This window comes from Dysgonomonas sp. GY75, assembly GCF_015234155.1.
GTDB lineage: Bacteria > Bacteroidota > Bacteroidia > Bacteroidales > Dysgonomonadaceae > Dysgonomonas > Dysgonomonas gadei.
The window spans coordinates 459,068-477,896 of record NZ_JADCLQ010000003.1 but is presented as its reverse complement, the minus strand read 5'-3'; the positions used below and the strand labels follow the sequence as shown (position 1 = coordinate 477,896).

The following is an 18,829-nucleotide window of genomic DNA, read 5'->3' as shown; positions in this document are numbered from 1 at the left end:
TAGGAGAGACTGAGTCTTACATGACCGGGAAAATATTCGTATTATTTACTACCTTTACAGTTCAATTCAAATAACATTTAATGAAAAGGATTTTATACTTCATGCCTATTCTGTCATTGGAACAGAATGCCGGAAACATGACACGGATTTTATCTATGCTAAAATACTTCAAGCACCGTGGTATGAAAGTCGATTATTGCGGTTTGAAAGGATTTGTTCCGTGGGAAGATCCCGATGACAAGAAAATAATGCAGAAAGGCTTGGTTGAACGAGTTTTTATATTGAATAGAAAGCCATTACGCAAGCATTTTGTGCGTAGAATTTTGTACAAAATACCTAATTATTTAGCCAATAAGTTTCATGGAATAGATAATGTTGCATTGAGAAATTTTTCTTCACATTACTTGTGTAAACAGTTCAACAAAATATTGAAAGAGAATAAGTATGATTATATATTGATAAATTATTCGTGGTGGGCGGAATTTATCAGGCAGAAGGATTTATTGAAAGGTGCATATACTATCGTAGATACCCATGATTTGGTGGCAATGCAGGAATATAACATACAGAAAAAAAGGCTTGGCCGTATTTTTGAAGAAGAAATGAAGCGGTTGAATAGGTTCGATGAGGTTTGGTCCGTGTCCGTAGATGAATTATATGTATATAATCATCTTCTGAACAATAAAGTCCGACTAGTACCCAACATGCCCTTATCTAATATCGATACATTTGATCTAACTAAGGGAATGGAAAAGAATAATGATATTATCTATGTAGCCAGCGATAACGATTGGAATAAGATGTCGGTTAAATGGTTTTTGTCTGAAGTATATCCCCTATTGCCCAAAAGTTTGAAAATATCTATAATAGGTAAAATAAACGATCTTATACCCGAAAACTATCCGAATATAACCAAAATACCATTTGTAGAGAATCTGGCCGAGGCTTATGCCAATTCGAAAATCGCTATCTGTCCCATGCTTGGAGGTACAGGCATAAAGCTAAAAGTAATAGAAGCCATGTCATTTGCCTTGCCCGTCGTATGTACTTTGAGGGGAATAGACGGTTTACCAAACAAGATAAACAATGGGTGCCTGGTGAGTGATGATGCAAATCAGTTTGCATCGAACATAGTTGAGTTATTAGAAAATCACGAATTGTACGATAAAAAGAGCGAACAGGGATACGATTTATATAAGGCTTATTTCAATCCCGAAGTTCGTTATAAACAATTGGATGAAATATTCGGGATAAATATTAACTAATTGAAAAAGTAGTATATGAAACTTCGGATTAACATTGTTATTCCTTATTTTGGATCGCGTGCGGGTGGTGGCTTGAAAGTGATGTATGAATATGCTAAACGACTATCTGTCCGTGGACATGATATTGTTATATATAATAGTATAAAAACAAACTATGGGAAAGACTATGATAAATCAAGATTTTCATTAAAATATAAGTGTTTTGTAAAAAGCCTGAAAGGCCGGGAGCGTCCCAGATGGTTCGATTTGCCGGATAATATAGAATGTAAGATGATCCCTTATGTCTCTGATGATTATATCCGTGATGCAGATATTTGTATTTCTACTTGGTGGGCAACAGCGCATCATATATCTGAATTGAATCAGTCTAAAGGGGTTAAATTTAATTTTATTCAGGGATATGAAACAATAATGACTTCCGAACCAGAAGATTTTGTTCATGATTCATACAAATTGCCGTTGATTCAAATTGTTATTTCACCATATTTGTTTGATATTGTCTCTCCTTATGCCAAATATCAGGTTGAGATCATTCCTAACGCCTTAGACCTGAGTATCTACGAATTAACCAATCCTATTGAAAACAGGAATAGTAAAACTATTATAATGAGATATCTAAGCCTGAAGTATAAGGCGTGCCAATATGGGGTGGCTGCATTCGTAGAGCTGAATAAAAAGTATCCGGATTTGAAAGTTATCATGTTCAGCTCTGAAAAGAAGCCGGAGTATATCCCCGATTGGGTGACATATTATTATGATAGAAAAGATATTATCCCTTTATATAATGAAGCTGCCATATATGTAGCGACAAGTATAACCGAAGGATGGCATTTGCCTCCTATGGAGGCAATGGCATGTGGCTGCGCATGCGTATGTACTGATATTCCGGCTCATCTTACATATATGGTTGACGGTGAAAATGCATTGTTGGTAAAACCCGAAGATGTAGATGCCCTTGTGGATAAAATAAGCTATTTGATAGATAATCCAAAGGAGAGAATTCAATTGGCAAAGCGAGCATACCAATCGATTAAAAAATATGATTGGGAGTGTTCTGTAGATCAAATGGAAGCCCTTTTTATAAATACGATGAACCTCAAATAAAATATTAATGGAGGGTGGTAAACCTATAGTCAGCGTCATCATTCCGGGATATAATCATGGAAAATATATCCGGCAACGGATAGAAAGTGTCCTGAATCAGACTTACCGGGATTTTGAACTGATTATACTCGATGATTGTTCTACCGACAATAGTCGTAGTATCATTGATGAGTATATAGCTAACGATAAGGTATCTCATACTGTATATAATAAGATAAACACAGGCTCTACCTTTGCTCAATGGCAGAAAGGTTTCTCTTTGGCTCGTGGGAAATATATCTGGATAGCGGAAAGTGATGATTATTCCGAACTTACCTTTTTGGAGAAGATGGTTCCTTTATTGGAGTCTAACTCTGATTGTAATGTTGCTTTTTGTTGCTCCTATGCAGTGGATGAGAACGGCAATATATTATCTGACGATTGGGACAGGAATAAAGAAGAAAGATATACTGTAAATAAATTTGAAGGAAGAGCCTTCGTTGAAGGGCGGATGCTATTTAATAACAGTATTTACAATGCCAGTATGACACTTTTCAGAAAGTCTGTCTTGGATAAGATTGGAAATCAGTATGCAGAGTACAGGTATTGTGGCGACTGGTTTTTCTGGAATCGTGTATGTCTTCAAGGTGAAGTAATCAGGTACTGTGATAAACTTAATTATTTCAGACAACACTCTAATAAGGCCACACCGAGAGCCAAATCGGAGGGATTGATTTTTACTGAAGGCAAATATATTGTTGAAGATCTCTCACATAATTTACACCTAAGCCCTCTGCAAAGTTCTATCATCAAAGGGCGGTTTTTAAAACGCATTATCGCATCGAAGGACTTTAAAACAGTAGAAGTAAAAAAAGCAGTGGTGAAAGAAGTTGAAAACTATCTCAATTGTGGAAGATTTTCTATTTTTCTTTACGGACTGGATAAGTTATTAAATTTTTCATCATTGAATATAAGAAGAAACAGGTATCTATGAAGAATAATAAACCAAAAGTATCTCTTATAATTGCCACATATAATTGGCCTGATGCCTTAGATCTGTGTTTGTCCAGTATTGCTTCGCAGACCATTTTACCGGATGAAGTAGTAATTGCTGATGATGGTTCTAAAGAAGATACAGCAACTTATATACAAGTGAAAAGGAATAATTTCCCTTGTCCTGTTGTTCATGTCTGGCACGAAGATATCGGTTTCAGGCTTACTGTTATACGGAATAAGGCAATTGTAAAAGCAACAGGAGATTATATTATTCAGATTGATGGCGATGTGATATTGAATAAGCATTTTATCGAAGATCACCTGACAATGGCACAGGAAAGATGCTTTGCCACAGGTAGCCGCATTATGATGACGCGGGAATTAAGTGTGGATTTGTTGCACGGGAAATCTGTTGCGATCAGTCCTTTTACCAAAGGTCTGAGAAATAGACTAAATGCCTGCCGGTCTTCTCTGTTGGCAAACTATTTCCGTTTCAGATATAAAAAAGACAGTCCTCATTATATGAAAGGATGTAATATGGCATTCTGGAAGAAAGATCTACTGGCTGTGAATGGTTATAATGAAGATATGACAGGATGGGGGTATGAAGATAATGAAATCGCTGCCCGGCTTATAAATTCCGGAATAAGGAAACAGTACCTCAAATTTTACGGAATTGTTTATCATATCTATCATCCTCTTAGCAGTCATGACCGGGAAACGATAAACGCCGATATTTTCAGGGATGCTGTGAAAGAAGGAAGTACTTATTGTAAAAACGGATTGGACAAGTATATTTTAATTAAGAATTAAGAATGAATAATTAAGCAAGCGACTTATAATCCTTCATTAATTCCTCTGATTGCTTTCGAGAATTTGTCGAGTATGCTATTCCATTCGTAGTTAGCCTCTACATATGAAATACCATTGTTAGCCATTATTTCTTTTTCCTTATCTGTCAGATTTAATAATCTATCCAGTGCCGTGGCAAATTCTTCTTTGTTATAATAGACATAACCGGCATGACTGAGTTCGATATGTTTTTTTAGTACATCACAATCACCGTTAGCTAATACGGGTTTACCCATAATCATAGCTTCCAGAGTCACCATGGAAAGGCTTTCATACGGAGATGGGATAATAAGTCCCGTACTGTTTTTCAGATAGGATGATTTCTCCTGCTCGCTGATGAAACCTGTATATATGATATCTTCTGATGTCTCTATCTCGTCCATAAAGTTTTTACCAATAAGAATGAGCCTTACATCATTACTATACTTCTGTTTGAAATGGTTGAAATATTCTATTAGTGTTTTACATCCCTTGGTCTCATGTATTCGTCCGATATATACAAAATAAGGATAATCGCTGCCAGGTTGTTCTTCGCGAGTTAAGGATCCAGGCTCGGGCTTATCCCGTCCTACACCTGCAATATCTGATTTTATTTTCTTTGCAAGAGGATGTGCGGCTTCTACCCAATCTTTTTCTGATACGGAATTGTACATAATGAACGCCGGAGAGGAGAATGTTTTGTCAAAGCCTCTTAAATGGAGATAGGTATCATCATGTGCGATCGGAATAAGAATACTCTTTTTCGTGACGTTTCCGATTCCGGCATAGGTCGTATATTGGTAATAGAGGAAAAAGATGAAAACATCGTACCTATCTTTATTTTCCGCTATATAATCTACTAAGACCGGGCTGTAAGCCCCTTGTAGTCCGACCCAATTATCAAATATCTTATCAATATCCTTATCTCTGTACTTGATCTTCTTTATAGTGAGTTTGAGAAAATTGGACAATGTGAATCTGGCTTTTTTGTAGATACTGTTTTTATCCAGATAACGAAGCCATTTATTTTCATTCGTTCTGTCTCTCGGTTCAGATTCAAACCTTGAAATTTTTGTTCCATTGATTATATCCTCACCTTTAGGGTAATAGGTGTTGTTTCTTCGGCTGTCATCGTTTTCGCAGGATGTGAGTACCGTTACGTCAAATCTCTCATTCAAGTGCTCTGCGAGATAGCGGGCATGTAATTCGGCTCCACCATTTATTTCTTTACCGTACCGGGAGATTACAATAGCAACTTTTAACTTTCTTGTTTCCATTCCGGTTATCTGCTTTATTAAATCTGGGTGTATAGACTTTGGTAAACCTTCATCAATGCGGTAGTACAATTCTTATCAGAGAATCTTTTCACATATTCCAATCCATCTGTTACCATTTGTTTACATGCATCCTCATCATTGAGTAATCTTTTGATCTGATATGCAAGCTCATTCTCATTACAAGGATCTACATATACCGAATGTGGGCCACCGGACTCTTCAAGGCATGAGCCGGTCGCTCCAATTACAGGTACACCTGAACTTTGAGCTTCTATAATTGGTATTCCAAATCCTTCGTATAAAGACGGATATATAAATATACGGGCAGATTGCAATATTGCCGGCAGGTCAGTCAATGGTACATTGCTGATAAGGTGTACACGGTCCGATACCCCATGCTCCGCCGCATAGTTTAATACGGTTTGAGCGTATTCTTTTTGCTTACCTATAGCTATAAAATGAATATCGGGTATCTCTTTCAGCGCCTTTACTATCAGCAGGATATTTTTGCGTTCCTCTATACTGCCGATGGACAGAAGAAACTCAGGGGGAAGATTATATTTAACTTTTACCTCTTTTTTCTTCATATCATCTGCCTGTTCTCTGAAGACAGGGAAGCAACCCTGATAAACTACTTCTATTTTTGAAGGCTCTATATCATAGAATTTGATAATATCTCTTTTAGTGCATTCGCTGACAGCTATGACCTTATCTGCCACCTTACATGCATATTTAGCTTTGACATTGTAAATTGTCCTGTCGACCAAAGAATAGAATTCGGGGTATCTCAGAAATATAAGATCATGTATTGTAACAATGCTTTTTACTCCGGTTCTGTTTATTCTGAACGGCAACTCATTACTTAGGCCATGATATATATCAATATGTTCTCTCTTAATATCTTTAACAATTCCCATCGTACGCCAGAATGGTTTATGGGTATGTTTTAATGAATAAACAGTTTCATCTTGATGTGTATCATTAATCTTACTCTCATCATGGAGTTTGGGGATGAAAAGTTTATAAATATTGTTGGGGTAATATTCCATCAGATTGGAGATTACAAATCTGCTGTAATTCCCTAATCCGGTAAAATTAGAAACTGCTCGTTTGGCATCAAATCCAATTCTCATAATATCAGGCATTTATTATTAACCAAGGTATGGTATTGTCTCGGGATGCTGTCTGGTATAGGTATCCCAAAATTTTTTACGATATTCAAATGTTTTCCTTAAGCAGGTTGCTTCATCAAAGTTCCGGGCTTTGGCGTATTCTTTTACTATGAAGCTTATCATTTCATCACTTCCCCATAGGCGTCTGAAATTAAAGCAGGCGGTATCGAGATTTATTGGTTTATCAAATTTCATTCTGTTCAGGTCCACTAAATAGAAAGTATAGGCATTTCCATCTCTTTTATAGAGGATATTTCCGGAAGAATAATCTAAATGTAATACCTGCTTTTCATGTAAACGGGCTGTATATAAAGCAAATTGAGTCAATAATTCTTCTCTTCCTTTTATTTGTCCATGTTGCAATTCACGCATCATTCCATCAAACTCTTCGTGTACTGATATATATAAACTGTATTTTAGCAGATTATATTGTTTGAGTTCCATATAAGATATCGGGTCGGGTGTGTGAAAACCTCTTTTTTTTAGCATAAATGCGTATAAGTATGAGCGCTTTGCCTTCGATTGCCTGATAGTCGAATATGCTATCTGATTTATAAACAACGGCTTTTTGAAAGACTTTACATTCAGTTTCACCCCTTCTACATCAAAGGTCTTGATTATATTACGACCCGAATAAATAACTTCTCCGGATTGCAGGAATGCAAGAGGAAGGCCTTCTATGAAGTCTTCTAATTGCCTGTACTCTGCATTTATAACCATTTTTATTTTTGTCATATCTTTTAAATAAAAGAAAGTGAGGTTGCATATCCGTTTATTCTTAAAATTCCGATGTGAAATGGAATTTGATGTCCTTAAAGTCTTGCTGAGCCATCATTAGCACATAGTTAGAGTCGGCCAGGAATACGTCCCGTCCTTCTTTATCTACAGCCATGTATTGCGCTTTGCGTTTTTTAAAATCATCTAATTGCTGCTTGTTTTCACTTTCTATCCAACATGCTTTATATAAATTGAGGGATTCCCAGCGACACTGGGCTCCGTATTCATGCAACAGGCGGTATTGAATAACTTCAAACTGAAGTTGCCCTACTGTACCTATAATCTTACGCCCGTTAAACTGGTTAGTAAATAACTGGGCAACACCTTCGTCCATTAACTGGTCTATACCTTTTTGCAATTGTTTCGACTTCATTGGATCGGCATTCTCAATGTACTTAAACATTTCAGGGGAGAAGCTTGGCAATCCTTTGAAATGCAGGTCTTCGCCTGAGGTGAGAGTGTCGCCGATTTTGAAATTACCGGTATCGGGAAGTCCTATAATATCACCTGCATATGCTTCGTCTACAGTTTCTTTTTTCTGAGCCATGAAGGCGGTAGGAGAGGAGAATTTCAGTTGCCTGTTCAGCCGGATATGCTTATAGTTTACATTCCGTTCAAATTTGCCGGAGCAGATTTTTACGAATGCAATACACGACCGGTGATTAGGGTCCATGTTTGCATGTATCTTAAATATGAATCCGCTGAAAGAATTCTCTTCGGGGTTTACTTCACGCTCAATGGCTTCTACCGGGCGTGGAGACGGTGCTATTTTTACAAAGCAATCCAGTAATTCTTTTACTCCGAAATTATTCAAAGCCGAACCAAAGAATACGGGAGCTATCTGACCTTTCAGGTATGTATTTATATCCAGCTCCGGGTATACCCCGTCTATTAGTTCTATATCTTCTCTCAGCTTAGCGGCAAGCGGGCCTCCGATATGCTTTTCCAGATCAGGGCTGTTTATGTCTTTGAACCCGATCGATTCGGTCACTGTTTGCTTGCTGGGTGTATACAGGTCTAATTTTTCCTGATAGATATTGTAAACACCTTTGAATCGTTGCCCACTGTCTATTGGCCAGCTTAGGGGGCGTACTCCGATTTTTAGTTCCTCTTCCAGCTCATCGAGCAGTTCGAAAGGGTCGCGTCCTTCGCGGTCCATCTTGTTTACAAATATCATCACCGGAGTATGGCGCATCCGGCAGACTTCCATCAGCTTGCGGGTCTGTGCTTCCACACCTTTGGCGGAGTCTACTACAATAATAACACTGTCAACCGCAGTGAGTGTACGATAAGTATCTTCTGCAAAATCCTGGTGGCCGGGAGTATCCAGGATGTTTATTTTATAACCGTCGTATTCGAATCCCATAACGGATGTAGCAACAGAAATACCACGCTGTTTCTCTATTTCCATCCAGTCCGAAGTGGCGGTTTTCTTTATTTTGTTTGATTTTACAGCACCCGCTACATGGATGGCACCCCCGAATAATAATAATTTTTCGGTAAGGGTAGTCTTTCCTGCATCGGGGTGACTGATAATAGCAAATGTTCGTCTTTTATGAATTTCTTTTTCCAGTTCGCTCATCGATTACTTTACTTAATAATATCAAGGTCTCAGATCTGTTTGCTGCCACTAAAACATAATAACGAATATACGGTATGTTTTATTTATGCAATAAATATTTTCTTCTGACTTATAAGGTGCAAAAGTAATAAAAAAAGCGAAGACAATGGTCTGTTATCTTCGCTTTGGAGTTATTTATTTAGCAATAATTTCAGCTGTGTTATTTCCGGCCGGACATATAGCCTCCAAGCCCGGTTGTATGTTCTAATTGGAGATAAACTTAAATTCGGGGCTTATCTGATATTTTGTTATTGCAGTATCGGCCGTGCCTCCCGAATCGCTGTTAATCTCATCATAGGTGTAATTAATGGTTTGAACGATTATCTCATTCGATTTTATTTTAGACGATACTTCACTGTAATATTCGACCATATCTTCATAGGCGACTATCAGATTGTCTATCATATTGCCGTTTTTGTCATAACTAAGGAGGTATTCTGTGATTTCACCGTCCGTCACTACTTGTATGGTAAGGATTTTTCCGTTTTTATTCTCCAGTAGAATTTGTCCGAGACAGAGGTCGCTGAGCTCGTATCCTTCCAATCCCTTTACTTTTTCAAGTTGCAGGCTGGAGTATTGTTCTGGTGTAAGCCTTTGTATCTTGGTTAAATCGATAGTACTGGAACTGCTGTTTAAAGAGATATCGGCCAAATCGACCTTTAGTGGGTTAAGTTGTGTTTCGTATAAGTTTATTTGCTTTTTCTGACAAGAAACAGATATAACCGTAAATATAAGTCCAAAAAGATAAATCTTTTTCATTTTGGTTATGGTAGATGTGTAATGTGAATTATTATCCTATATAGATAACAATTCTTTGATGCAAATGTTTAAACTCTTTTCCCATTCGGGAATCGTAATCTTGAATGTGGTTTTAATCTTCGTTTTATCCAGTACACTGTATTTTGGCCTTGTCGCTTTAGTCGGGTATTGATCTGTGGTAATTGGATTTACCGTGCAGTTTATTATTCCGGCATGTTTGTGTATGGCTAATGTAAAATCATACCAGGTAGTAATACCCTCATTGGAGTAGTGATAGATACCGGGCGTGAAGCTATTGGCCTCGCTATAGTCCAGTATTTTTATGATTGCATTGGCCAGATCGGCAGCATTCGTTGGTGTTCCGGTTTGGTCGGCAACTACATTGAGTGTATCCCGTTCTTTTCCGTATTTCATCATCGTTTTTACAAAGTTGTTTCCAAATATGGAATACAACCATGCTGTACGGATGATAATACTGTCAGGGCATGCTTTTATCAGGGCTGCTTCTCCTTCTTGTTTCGATTTTCCGTATACCGATTGCGGATTCACTTCATCCGTTTCTGTATAAGGTCTTGAAGTAGTACCGTCGTATACATAATCGGTAGATATGTGGATTATTTTAGAGCCGTTATTTGTGGCGGCGGCTCCCAGATTCGCTACTGCATCCCGATTGATCCTATAACATAATGCAACGTCGTCTTCGGCTTTATCTACAGCTGTGTAGGCCGCACAATTGACGATATACTTTATATTGTTTTCTCTAATAAAGTCTTCAATGGCTTGCTGGTCAGTAATGTCTAGTTCTGCGACATCTGTAAAAAAGAATTGGAAATTGTTTTCATGGAAAGAGGCTATGCGCCTGATTTCATTTCCTAATTGTCCGTTCGCTCCTGTTATAAGGATATTTTTCTGCACCAATTCAAACATGAAAATGTTCTTCGCAGTTTCATCCTGGTCATCAGCTTGCTTATTTCCTGAAAAGAATGCCATACTTTATCTCAATTATGAGTTATAAGTGAAAAGTGAAGAACTAAAAATGGATTGAAAATCAACGGAGACGGAAGTGTAAAATATGCTCTGTTTTTCGTTTTTCATTCTTCACTTTTCACTTTTTGTGCGCTTATTGTTTGCCGCTGGTTGCTACATCCGAAGCGATTTTCTTCACTAGTCCTTGCAGTACATTGCCCGGTCCTAGTTCGATAAATTCTGTTGCTCCGTCGGCTACCATATGCTCTACAGACTGAGTCCATTTTACAGGAGCAGTAAGTTGGGCTATAAGATTTGCTTTGATTGTAGCCGGATCAGTTTCACCTGTGGTAGATACATTCTGATATACCGGACATGATGGTTTGCTTATTGTAGTAGTATCGATAGCTTCCGACAATTCTACTTTAGCCGGTTCCATTAGCGGAGAATGGAATGCTCCACCTACTTTTAGCTTCAATGCACGTTTCGCACCTGCCGCAAGCAATAATTCGCATGCTTTTTCTATACCTGCATTTGAGCCGGATATAACGATTTGTCCCGGGCAGTTATAGTTTGCCGGTACCACTACCTCATCGGTAATGGATGCACATATTTCTTCAACTTTAGCATCGGGTAATCCCAATACGGCAGCCATTGTTGAAGGGTTCAGCTCACATGCTTTCTGCATAGCAAGCGCACGTTTATATACGAGTTTCAACCCATCTTCAAATGATAATGCGTTCGCAGAAACCAATGCGGAGAATTCGCCTAAGGAGTGCCCTGCAACCATATCGGGTGCAAAATCAGCCCCCATTGTTTTAGCTAATATTACAGAATGAAGGAAGATGGCCGGCTGGGTCACTTTTGTCTGACGAAGATCTTCGTCTGTGCCTGCAAACATCAGATCTGTGATACGGAATCCCAGTATTTCGTTTGCTTTTTCAAACATTTCTTTAGCAACTGGAGATGTTTCGTACAAATCTTTACCCATTCCTACAAATTGAGCTCCTTGCCCCGGAAATACAAATGCTTTCATTTTCAATATTTAATAGTTAGAATAAGCGGTTAAATTTCAGCCTGCAAAATTAGTAAAAAATAGAATATGATTTGGTAAAATAGATTAAAATAAAAAAGTACGGGATTAAACTATCCCATTACAATGATTTAATTTTATTATTATTTAATACACATTAAAGCTATTAAAAAATTATAAAACACTTACCTTTGCCTCATATATACATTTTATTACTAAATGAGAAATACTTCAAGAAGAGATATTCCGCTGCAAGAACTGAAAGCGTCGCAACCATGCGAATTGCTGGAGTTTCTGATAGACCAGCAAGTCCGTAAGAGTCGTAATGCTATAAAATCACTGCTGGCACACAAGCAAATAAAGGTAAATGGCAAACTTGTCACCCAATTCGACCATGAACTTAAGGCCGGAGATAAAGTTTCAGTAATGAAGTTTGATCAATCGCGAAAAGAAAAGAAGCTGAAAGGCCTGAAAATTGTATTTGAAGATGATGAGATCATCGTTATAGATAAAGAAGCAGGATTTCTGTCCGTATCCACTGATAAAGAGAAATTACGTACCGTTTACGGGGCACTGAACGAATATGTGAAGAAAAAAAGCAGGAATAAGACCGACAGGGTATTTGTCCTTCATCGACTCGATAGGGAGGCTTCGGGGTTGATGGTGTTTGCCAGAAACGCCGAGCTACAAGAGATATTTCAAAAAAACTGGAATAACCTTGTAAAGGAATATATTTATACTGCGGTTGTAGACGGAAGGCCGGAACAGGAAGAAGGTACAGTTATTTCGTGGCTTACCGAAAATAAGAATTATGTAATGATGTCGTCTCCCTACGATAATGGCGGATTGAAATCGGTTACACATTATAAAGTAATCAAGTCGACAGGACGCTATTCGCTACTTGACTTCGATCTCGAAACCAAACGCAAAAACCAATTGCGTATCCAGATGCAGACAATCGGTCATTCTGTCGTGGGAGATAAAAAATATGGTGCATCGAATAATCCGATTAAACGTATTGCCCTTCATGTACGCGAACTGGTGCTGAAGCATCCGGTTACAGGAGAGGTCTTGGAATTTAAAAGCCCGGTACCAAAAGCAATGCTGCAATTGGTGACTGTTCAGCCAAAGAGAGAGTCATCTGCCGAATCTGATACTAAAGAACAATAAGTTTTGAATTCTTCTAACCTTAAAGTGGATAACTGAAAGGATTTATATGGTGTATTTTTAATTGTAACATGCTTTGACTGTTTTACTTGTTGAAGCAATAAACAGGTCTGCGACCTTAAAAGTTTTATGAATATAGATATTAAAGAAATAGGTCAACGTCTCAAAGGTTTGCGTGAGGCTTTGGATATGACACAGGAGCAATTTGCCGCTTCTTGTAATATTCCTTTAGAAGAGTATGTCAAATACGAGTCGGGTGAAAAAGACTTAACCATCAGTGTGCTGAAAGGTATCGCGTCTGCCCATAATGTAGATGTGTCGGTGTTGATGTTTGCCGACGAACCCCGGATGAGTAGCTATTTTCTTACACGTAAGGGAAAAGGGCTGGCAGTGAATAGGGTGGAGGCTTATAACTACCAGACACTGGCCGGAGGATTTAATAACCGAAAAGCTGAAGTTTTTGAAGTAACAGTAGAGCCTAAAGCTGATGACGTAGAAATTCATCATAGCATACATACCGGACAAGAATTTAATATGGTGCTGGAAGGCCGTATGCTTTTGCAGATAAATGGAAAAGACCTGATAATGGAAGAAGGGGACAGTATTTATTTCGACTCCAGCCTGCCACACGGGATGAAAGCTCTTGATGGAAAGAAAGTCAGATTTATAGTTGTTGTTCTATAGATATCTTTATATACATAACCTAATATAACTAACACGCTCATGTTAGAACGATTTTTAAAACAAACTCATTTTGCTTCAACTCAGGATTTTGCAGAGAATTACCATGTTCAGATACCTGAGAATTTCAATTTCGGATATGATGTCGTTGATGAGTGGGCAAAGATAGATCCCACCAAAAGGGCTATCTGCTGGGTGAATGACCAGGGGGAGCATATAGATTTTACATTTGCGGATATAAAAAAACAAAGTGATTGTGCCGCGTCCTATTTTCAATCGCTGGGTATTGGCAAAGGAGATATGGTAATGCTCGTGTTGAAACGTCGTTACGAATTCTGGTTTGCTGTTATTGCCCTTCACAAAATAGGAGCAGTAGCTATTCCGGCTACGCATCTGCTGACGAAAAAGGATTTTGTCTACCGTAATAATGCCGCCGATATAAAGGCGATCATAGCAGTGGATGATGATGTGGTTGTTCAGCATGTAAATGATGCAATGGCTAATTCTCCGACAGTAAAATTCCGGATTGCCTGCGGTGAAAACATACCGGCCGGCTGGCTGGATTTTCATAAGGGCTTAAGAGATGCAACGCCATTTGTAAGACCTGAGTATGTGAATGCGAATGAAGATATCTCTTTATTATATTTTACTTCGGGTACGACCGGTGAACCGAAAATGGTAATCCATAACTTTATATATCCGCTCGGGCATATTGTGACAGCGAAATATTGGCATAATCTGAACGAGAATAGTCTGCATCTTACGGTAGCCGATACCGGTTGGGCTAAGGCTGTTTGGGGAAAATTGTACGGACAGTGGATTGCAGGTGCCGCCGTGATGGTATATGACCATGAGAAGTTTACCCCGCAGGCCATGCTACATATAATACAGGATTATAAAGTGACTTCGTTTTGCGCTCCGCCTACCGTTTTCAGATTTATGATAAGGGAAGATTTGTCTCATTTCGACCTGTCTTCACTTCGGTATGCCACTACTGCAGGAGAAGCATTAAACCCTTCGGTATACAATGCATTCCTCGAAGGTGCAGGTATTAAAATGATGGAAGCGTTCGGACAGACGGAAACTACCCCTACCATAATCACTTTCCCGTGGATGGAGCCGAAGCCCGGCGCGATGGGAGTGCCCAATCCGGCTTACGATATGGATCTGATCGCGGCAGACGGACGTTCCGTTGAAGATGGTGAAGTAGGAGAGGTGGTGATTAAAACCGATAGATGGAGGCCTTTGGGCTTGTTTATGGGGTATTATCGTGACGAAGCTCTTACCAGGCAGGTGTATTATGATGATGTTTACCATACAGGTGATATGGCCTGGCGTGACGAAGATGGATATTACTGGTTTGTAGGTCGTAGCGACGATGTTATCAAAAGCTCTGGTTATCGCATAGGACCGTTCGAAGTAGAGAGCGCTTTGATGACGCATCCTGCTGTTGTAGAGTGCGCCATTACGGGTGTGCCGGACGAAGTCAGAGGACAGGTAGTAAAAGCTACTATTGTGCTGGCACAGGATTATAAAGATAAAGCGGATGATCATCTAAAGCATGAGATTCAGAACCATGTAAAACAGGTTACTGCTCCATATAAATATCCCCGCATTATCGAATTTGTTGACGAATTGCCGAAAACGATCAGCGGAAAGATAAAAAGAGCAGAGATAAGGAAACAATGATTAATTAGCATATTAGCTAATTCGGAAATTAGCAAATACCGTAAATGATTAAATATTTATGTATTGAATATGCTAATATGCTAATTGTCAAATTTGCTAATTTCTTTATATTTTATTATGATATGTAAAGAATAAAAGATTATATTTGCACGCCTAAAAGTGTGTATATGTCTAAGCTTGGCCTCATTTCGAAGGAAGGGGACTCTGGATATATGCGTATTTTATTTAGTTTGAATGAAATAGAAATAATATAAGTAAATAACAAAAAGTAAAATCTAAAATGCAAAACAAAGGATTTGTAATCACATTTTCCATTCTGCTTACGTTGGTATGCTTATTTTACCTGTCTTTTACATTCGTAACCAAAAGTTATGATAATAAGGCAGATGAATTTGCTACAGCCTACGCAGTCGCGAATGCTAAAGGTGATCAACTACTGCAAGACGAGTTGTACAACAAACAATACACTCACTATCTTGATTCAATGTCTACAGAAAGAGTTTGGTTAACCTTTGGTACCGACGATATGGGTTATACCCTTAAACAATGTCGCGAAAAAGAAATCGGGCTGGGACTTGACCTGAAAGGTGGTATGAGTGTTATCGTAGAAGTAGATGCAGCAGCTGTACTCCGTTCACTGGGTGACCCTGAGAACGAAGCGTTTAATACTGCTTTGACAGAAGCTTCTGCTGAAAATAAAAAAGGTAGCAACCGTGACTATATCACTCTCTTTGTAGATAAGTTTAAAGCAGCGAATGGCAATGATAAACTAGCCGGCGTATTTAGTACTAAACTTAGAGATCAGGTAGGACCTCAAGACAAGGATGATAAAGTTATTTCTGCACTGAGAACAGAACTTCAGAGTGTAGCCGATAACTCGTTCAACGTACTTCGTACACGTATCGACCGTTTCGGGGTTGTTGCTCCTAATATTCAGAAGCTAGACAATCGTGCAGAACGTATTATGATAGAGCTTCCGGGTATCAAGGAACCGGATCGTGTAAGAAAACTATTGCAGGGTAGTGCAAATCTTGAATTTTGGAAAACATATAATCTGAACGAAATACAGGGATATATAAGCGCCCTGACAGAACGTTCGAGAGAAGCTTTAGCCGCTCAGAATGTAACAGATACAACTGCTGTAAGCGATTCTTTGAAAGTTCAGGAAGTTGGAAATTTAGGATTCACCAAACCATTTATTGAGAATTTTATCAGTGGTGGTATGGGAGCTATTGTCGGTATTGTTCATAAAAACGATACGGCAGCGGTCAATGCAATCCTTAGAAGATTCCAGGACGCATATCCTCCTGACCTAAGATTTGCATGGGGATTCAAGGCCGAAGATATAAGAGAAACTCAGATTACATTATACGCTTTGCGTGGCGACGGTCTTAAAAAAGGCCCGGCATTGGACGGGGATGTGGTTATTTCTGCAAAGGCTGACCAGTCTCAACATGGTGCAACTTGGGAAGTAAGTATGCAGATGAACTCTGTAGGTACACAACGTTGGGCTACTATTACCGGAGCAGAAAAAGGCAGGAGTATTGCTATCGTACTCGACGGTTCTGTATATTCAGCGCCTAATGTAAATGACAAGATTGAAGGTGGACAGTCTCAAATCACAGGTAACTTTACACCGGAAGATGCAAAAGACTTAGAGAATGTGCTGAAATCGGGTAAGATGAAAGCCGGAGTACACATTGTGCAGGAAGATATTGTAGGTCCTTCGTTGGGTCAGGAAGCTATTAAAGCCGGAGTTATATCTTTTGTACTTGCATTGGTGCTTCTTATGGCATACATCTGCTTGGTTTACGGTTTTATTCCGGGCTTGATTGCCAATTCGGCTGTTCTTGTCAACCTGTTCTTTACGATTGGTATATTGGCGGCCTTTGGGGCGGTAATGACCCTGCCGGGTATAACGGGACTTGTGCTCTCGCTGGCTCTTGCGGTCGATGCTAATGTATTGGTTTATGAACGAACAAAAGAAGAATTAAGAGCCGGAAAGAATACGAAAGTAGCCGTAGTAGATGGTTATAAACATGCATTCTCTGCTATTTTCGACGGACACGCATCACAGGTAATTACTGCTATTATATTAGCGTATTTCGGTACAGGTCCGATACAGGGTTTTGCAACTACATTGATTATCGGTATCGTTGCATCATTCATTACCAATGTATTCCTTACACGTATATTCTATGAATATATGCTAGATAAGGGTCATTTCAGAAACCAGACATTCACCACTGCTATTTCACGAAAATTGTTTGTTGACACAAAAATCAATTTCTTGGGGATGACTAAGAAAATCGTGATCTTATCAGCTGTATTATTAGTAGCAGGTGTAGGCTCTCTATTCATTAACGGTTTGAATGGCGGTATTGACTTTACAGGAGGACGTAACTATCTGGTTCGTTTCGATAAAAATGTAAATGCCGATGCTATCGAAAAAGTGCTGGTTCCCGAATTTGAAGGTTCTACTGTACTTGTACTTACCAGTGGTTCTGCAAGTCAGTCATCTACTACAAGCCAGGTTCGTATTACTACAAACTATAAGATTGAAGAAGCTACAGATGAGGTTGAAGATGAAATAAGGGCAAAAATGACCCATGCTCTTACAGCAGCCGGATTCCTTACCGATGGAAAAACTATAGATGACTTTGTTCAAAGTTCTCAGCGTGTAGGTCCTAGTGTGGCTGACGACCTGAAAACAGCGGCTACCATAGCAGTATTGATTGCGGTAGTCTGTATGGCTCTGTATATCTTATTGCGTTTCCGTGACATTGCCTTCTCTTTGGGTACGCTGATAGCTGTGGCGCATGATGCCGTGATGGTTATCTTCCTTTACTCATTGCTGTATAAGATAATGCCATTTTCAATGGAGATAGACCAGTCGTTTATTGCAGCTGTATTGACAGTGGTAGGTTACTCTATCAATGACAAGGTTGTGATCTTTGACCGTATCCGCGAAATCAGAAATATGTATCCGAAACGTAATATCACCGAAACTATTAATGAAGCGCTGAACTCTACATTAGGACGTACATTGAATACCTCAATAAGTACGATGCTAGTTGTGTTCTGTATCTTCCTTTTAGGTGGTGATACTATCCGTAGCTTTACATTTGCTATATTTATCGGTATTGTGATCGGTACTTATTCTTCTGTATTCGTAGCAACTCCTATTGCTTGGGGTATATTCAAGAAAGAAGGAAAGAAGAAAGAAGCTCAGCTAAAAGAAGCTAAATAAAACGTAGAACATTTCTAAATATATGAGAAGAGGTTAGTCTAATTGGCTAACCTCTTCTTTTATTATGAGACATCTTAAAGTTTATCTATGTGTATAGCTGATGGCCTTTAGTAGTTAGCTTATAGTTCTTTGAAAGATTGAATACAATCCCTGATGTCTGAAAGGGAAAAGGAGTAAGAATGGTGCAAAATAAAAAGCAGAAAAGGTTGTTACCTTTGTTACCTTTTGAAAGTAGTAAGTATTGAGTAATAAGTTGAAAGTT

15 protein-coding genes are annotated in these 18,829 nt (G+C 38.8%); 8 read left to right on the top strand and 7 right to left on the bottom strand.

The features are described 5' to 3' along the window. Window positions 1-80 precede the first annotated feature (80 nt). From IR083_RS02955 to IR083_RS02940, 4 genes are read left to right on the top strand one after another with little or no spacing between them, the layout of a single operon-like run. A complete protein-coding gene (locus IR083_RS02955; RefSeq protein ID WP_194223175.1) occupies window positions 81-1,265 on the top strand; it encodes a glycosyltransferase in 1,185 nt (394 codons plus the stop codon). 15 nt (window positions 1,266-1,280) lie between these two features. Then, on the top strand, window positions 1,281-2,369 hold the full coding sequence (locus IR083_RS02950; RefSeq protein ID WP_194223174.1) for a glycosyltransferase family 4 protein: 1,089 nt from the start codon (window positions 1,281-1,283) through the stop codon (window positions 2,367-2,369). Window positions 2,370-2,376: 7 nt separating this feature from the next. Continuing rightward, window positions 2,377-3,342, top strand: a complete 966-nt coding sequence (locus tag IR083_RS02945) for a glycosyltransferase family 2 protein (RefSeq protein WP_194223173.1) — start codon at window positions 2,377-2,379, stop codon at window positions 3,340-3,342. Next, complete coding sequence (locus IR083_RS02940) at window positions 3,339-4,157, top strand: glycosyltransferase family 2 protein (RefSeq protein ID WP_194223172.1); 819 nt, start codon at window positions 3,339-3,341, stop codon at window positions 4,155-4,157. The genes IR083_RS02945 and IR083_RS02940 overlap by 4 nt, the downstream gene beginning before the upstream one ends. Before the next feature lie 23 nt (window positions 4,158-4,180). Here the strand turns inward: IR083_RS02940 and IR083_RS02935 are convergent, their stop codons facing one another. The 7 genes from IR083_RS02935 to fabD all read right to left on the bottom strand — a co-directional run bounded on the left by IR083_RS02935 (window position 4,181) and on the right by fabD (window position 11,783). Next, window positions 4,181-5,452 (bottom strand): glycosyltransferase family 4 protein, encoded by a 1,272-nt coding sequence (locus IR083_RS02935; protein WP_194223171.1) that lies wholly within the window; start codon window positions 5,450-5,452, stop codon window positions 4,181-4,183. Window positions 5,453-5,469: 17 nt separating this feature from the next. After that, the gene (locus tag IR083_RS02930; RefSeq protein ID WP_006797700.1) at window positions 5,470-6,585 is read right to left on the bottom strand and encodes a glycosyltransferase family 4 protein; all 1,116 of its coding nucleotides are present in this window, start codon (window positions 6,583-6,585) and stop codon (window positions 5,470-5,472) included. Window positions 6,586-6,603: 18 nt separating this feature from the next. Beyond that, the gene (locus IR083_RS02925; RefSeq protein WP_044215298.1) at window positions 6,604-7,359 is read right to left on the bottom strand and encodes a lipopolysaccharide kinase InaA family protein; all 756 of its coding nucleotides are present in this window, start codon (window positions 7,357-7,359) and stop codon (window positions 6,604-6,606) included. Window positions 7,360-7,402: 43 nt separating this feature from the next. Next, window positions 7,403-8,983, bottom strand: a complete 1,581-nt coding sequence (locus tag IR083_RS02920; RefSeq protein WP_006797702.1) for a peptide chain release factor 3 — start codon at window positions 8,981-8,983, stop codon at window positions 7,403-7,405. A 243-nt stretch (window positions 8,984-9,226) separates the two neighbouring features. Beyond that, a complete protein-coding gene (locus IR083_RS02915; protein WP_006797703.1) occupies window positions 9,227-9,781 on the bottom strand; it encodes a hypothetical protein in 555 nt (184 codons plus the stop codon). A 36-nt stretch (window positions 9,782-9,817) separates the two neighbouring features. Next, complete coding sequence (gene rfbD, locus IR083_RS02910; protein ID WP_194223257.1) at window positions 9,818-10,708, bottom strand: dTDP-4-dehydrorhamnose reductase; 891 nt, start codon at window positions 10,706-10,708, stop codon at window positions 9,818-9,820. 193 nt (window positions 10,709-10,901) lie between these two features. Continuing rightward, window positions 10,902-11,783, bottom strand: coding sequence for an ACP S-malonyltransferase (fabD, locus tag IR083_RS02905; protein ID WP_006797705.1), 882 nt, complete (start codon window positions 11,781-11,783; stop codon window positions 10,902-10,904). Window positions 11,784-11,999: 216 nt separating this feature from the next. Here fabD and IR083_RS02900 point away from each other — a divergent pair, with 216 nt between their 5' ends. The 4 genes from IR083_RS02900 to secDF all read left to right on the top strand — a co-directional run bounded on the left by IR083_RS02900 (window position 12,000) and on the right by secDF (window position 18,567). Then, window positions 12,000-12,950: an RluA family pseudouridine synthase gene (locus IR083_RS02900; RefSeq protein ID WP_006797706.1), complete on the top strand. Its 951-nt coding sequence runs from the start codon at window positions 12,000-12,002 to the stop codon at window positions 12,948-12,950. A gap of 126 nt (window positions 12,951-13,076) precedes the next feature. Next, on the top strand, window positions 13,077-13,631 hold the full coding sequence (locus IR083_RS02895; protein WP_194223170.1) for a helix-turn-helix domain-containing protein: 555 nt from the start codon (window positions 13,077-13,079) through the stop codon (window positions 13,629-13,631). 39 nt (window positions 13,632-13,670) lie between these two features. Then, entirely contained in the window at window positions 13,671-15,317 is a 1,647-nt protein-coding gene (locus IR083_RS02890) for an AMP-binding protein (RefSeq protein WP_194223169.1), read from the top strand. A 280-nt stretch (window positions 15,318-15,597) separates the two neighbouring features. Then, window positions 15,598-18,567: a protein translocase subunit SecDF gene (gene secDF / locus IR083_RS02885; protein WP_006797709.1), complete on the top strand. Its 2,970-nt coding sequence runs from the start codon at window positions 15,598-15,600 to the stop codon at window positions 18,565-18,567. Window positions 18,568-18,829 lie beyond the last annotated feature (262 nt).

Coding starts and splice junctions, on each gene's coding strand:
- IR083_RS02930 (WP_006797700.1), bottom strand. CDS start 6,585: ATGAGAATTGGATTTGATGCCAAACGAGCAGTTTCTAATTTTACCGGA.
- IR083_RS02895 (WP_194223170.1), top strand. CDS start 13,077: ATGAATATAGATATTAAAGAAATAGGTCAACGTCTCAAAGGTTTGCGT.
- IR083_RS02925 (WP_044215298.1), bottom strand. CDS start 7,359: ATGACAAAAATAAAAATGGTTATAAATGCAGAGTACAGGCAATTAGAA.
- rfbD (WP_194223257.1), bottom strand. CDS start 10,708: ATGTTTGAATTGGTGCAGAAAAATATCCTTATAACAGGAGCGAACGGA.
- IR083_RS02900 (WP_006797706.1), top strand. CDS start 12,000: ATGAGAAATACTTCAAGAAGAGATATTCCGCTGCAAGAACTGAAAGCG.
- IR083_RS02935 (WP_194223171.1), bottom strand. CDS start 5,452: ATGGAAACAAGAAAGTTAAAAGTTGCTATTGTAATCTCCCGGTACGGT.
- fabD (WP_006797705.1), bottom strand. CDS start 11,783: ATGAAAGCATTTGTATTTCCGGGGCAAGGAGCTCAATTTGTAGGAATG.
- IR083_RS02920 (WP_006797702.1), bottom strand. CDS start 8,983: ATGAGCGAACTGGAAAAAGAAATTCATAAAAGACGAACATTTGCTATT.
- IR083_RS02955 (WP_194223175.1), top strand. CDS start 81: ATGAAAAGGATTTTATACTTCATGCCTATTCTGTCATTGGAACAGAAT.
- IR083_RS02915 (WP_006797703.1), bottom strand. CDS start 9,781: ATGAAAAAGATTTATCTTTTTGGACTTATATTTACGGTTATATCTGTT.
- IR083_RS02950 (WP_194223174.1), top strand. CDS start 1,281: ATGAAACTTCGGATTAACATTGTTATTCCTTATTTTGGATCGCGTGCG.
- secDF (WP_006797709.1), top strand. CDS start 15,598: ATGCAAAACAAAGGATTTGTAATCACATTTTCCATTCTGCTTACGTTG.
- IR083_RS02945 (WP_194223173.1), top strand. CDS start 2,377: ATGGAGGGTGGTAAACCTATAGTCAGCGTCATCATTCCGGGATATAAT.
- IR083_RS02890 (WP_194223169.1), top strand. CDS start 13,671: ATGTTAGAACGATTTTTAAAACAAACTCATTTTGCTTCAACTCAGGAT.
- IR083_RS02940 (WP_194223172.1), top strand. CDS start 3,339: ATGAAGAATAATAAACCAAAAGTATCTCTTATAATTGCCACATATAAT.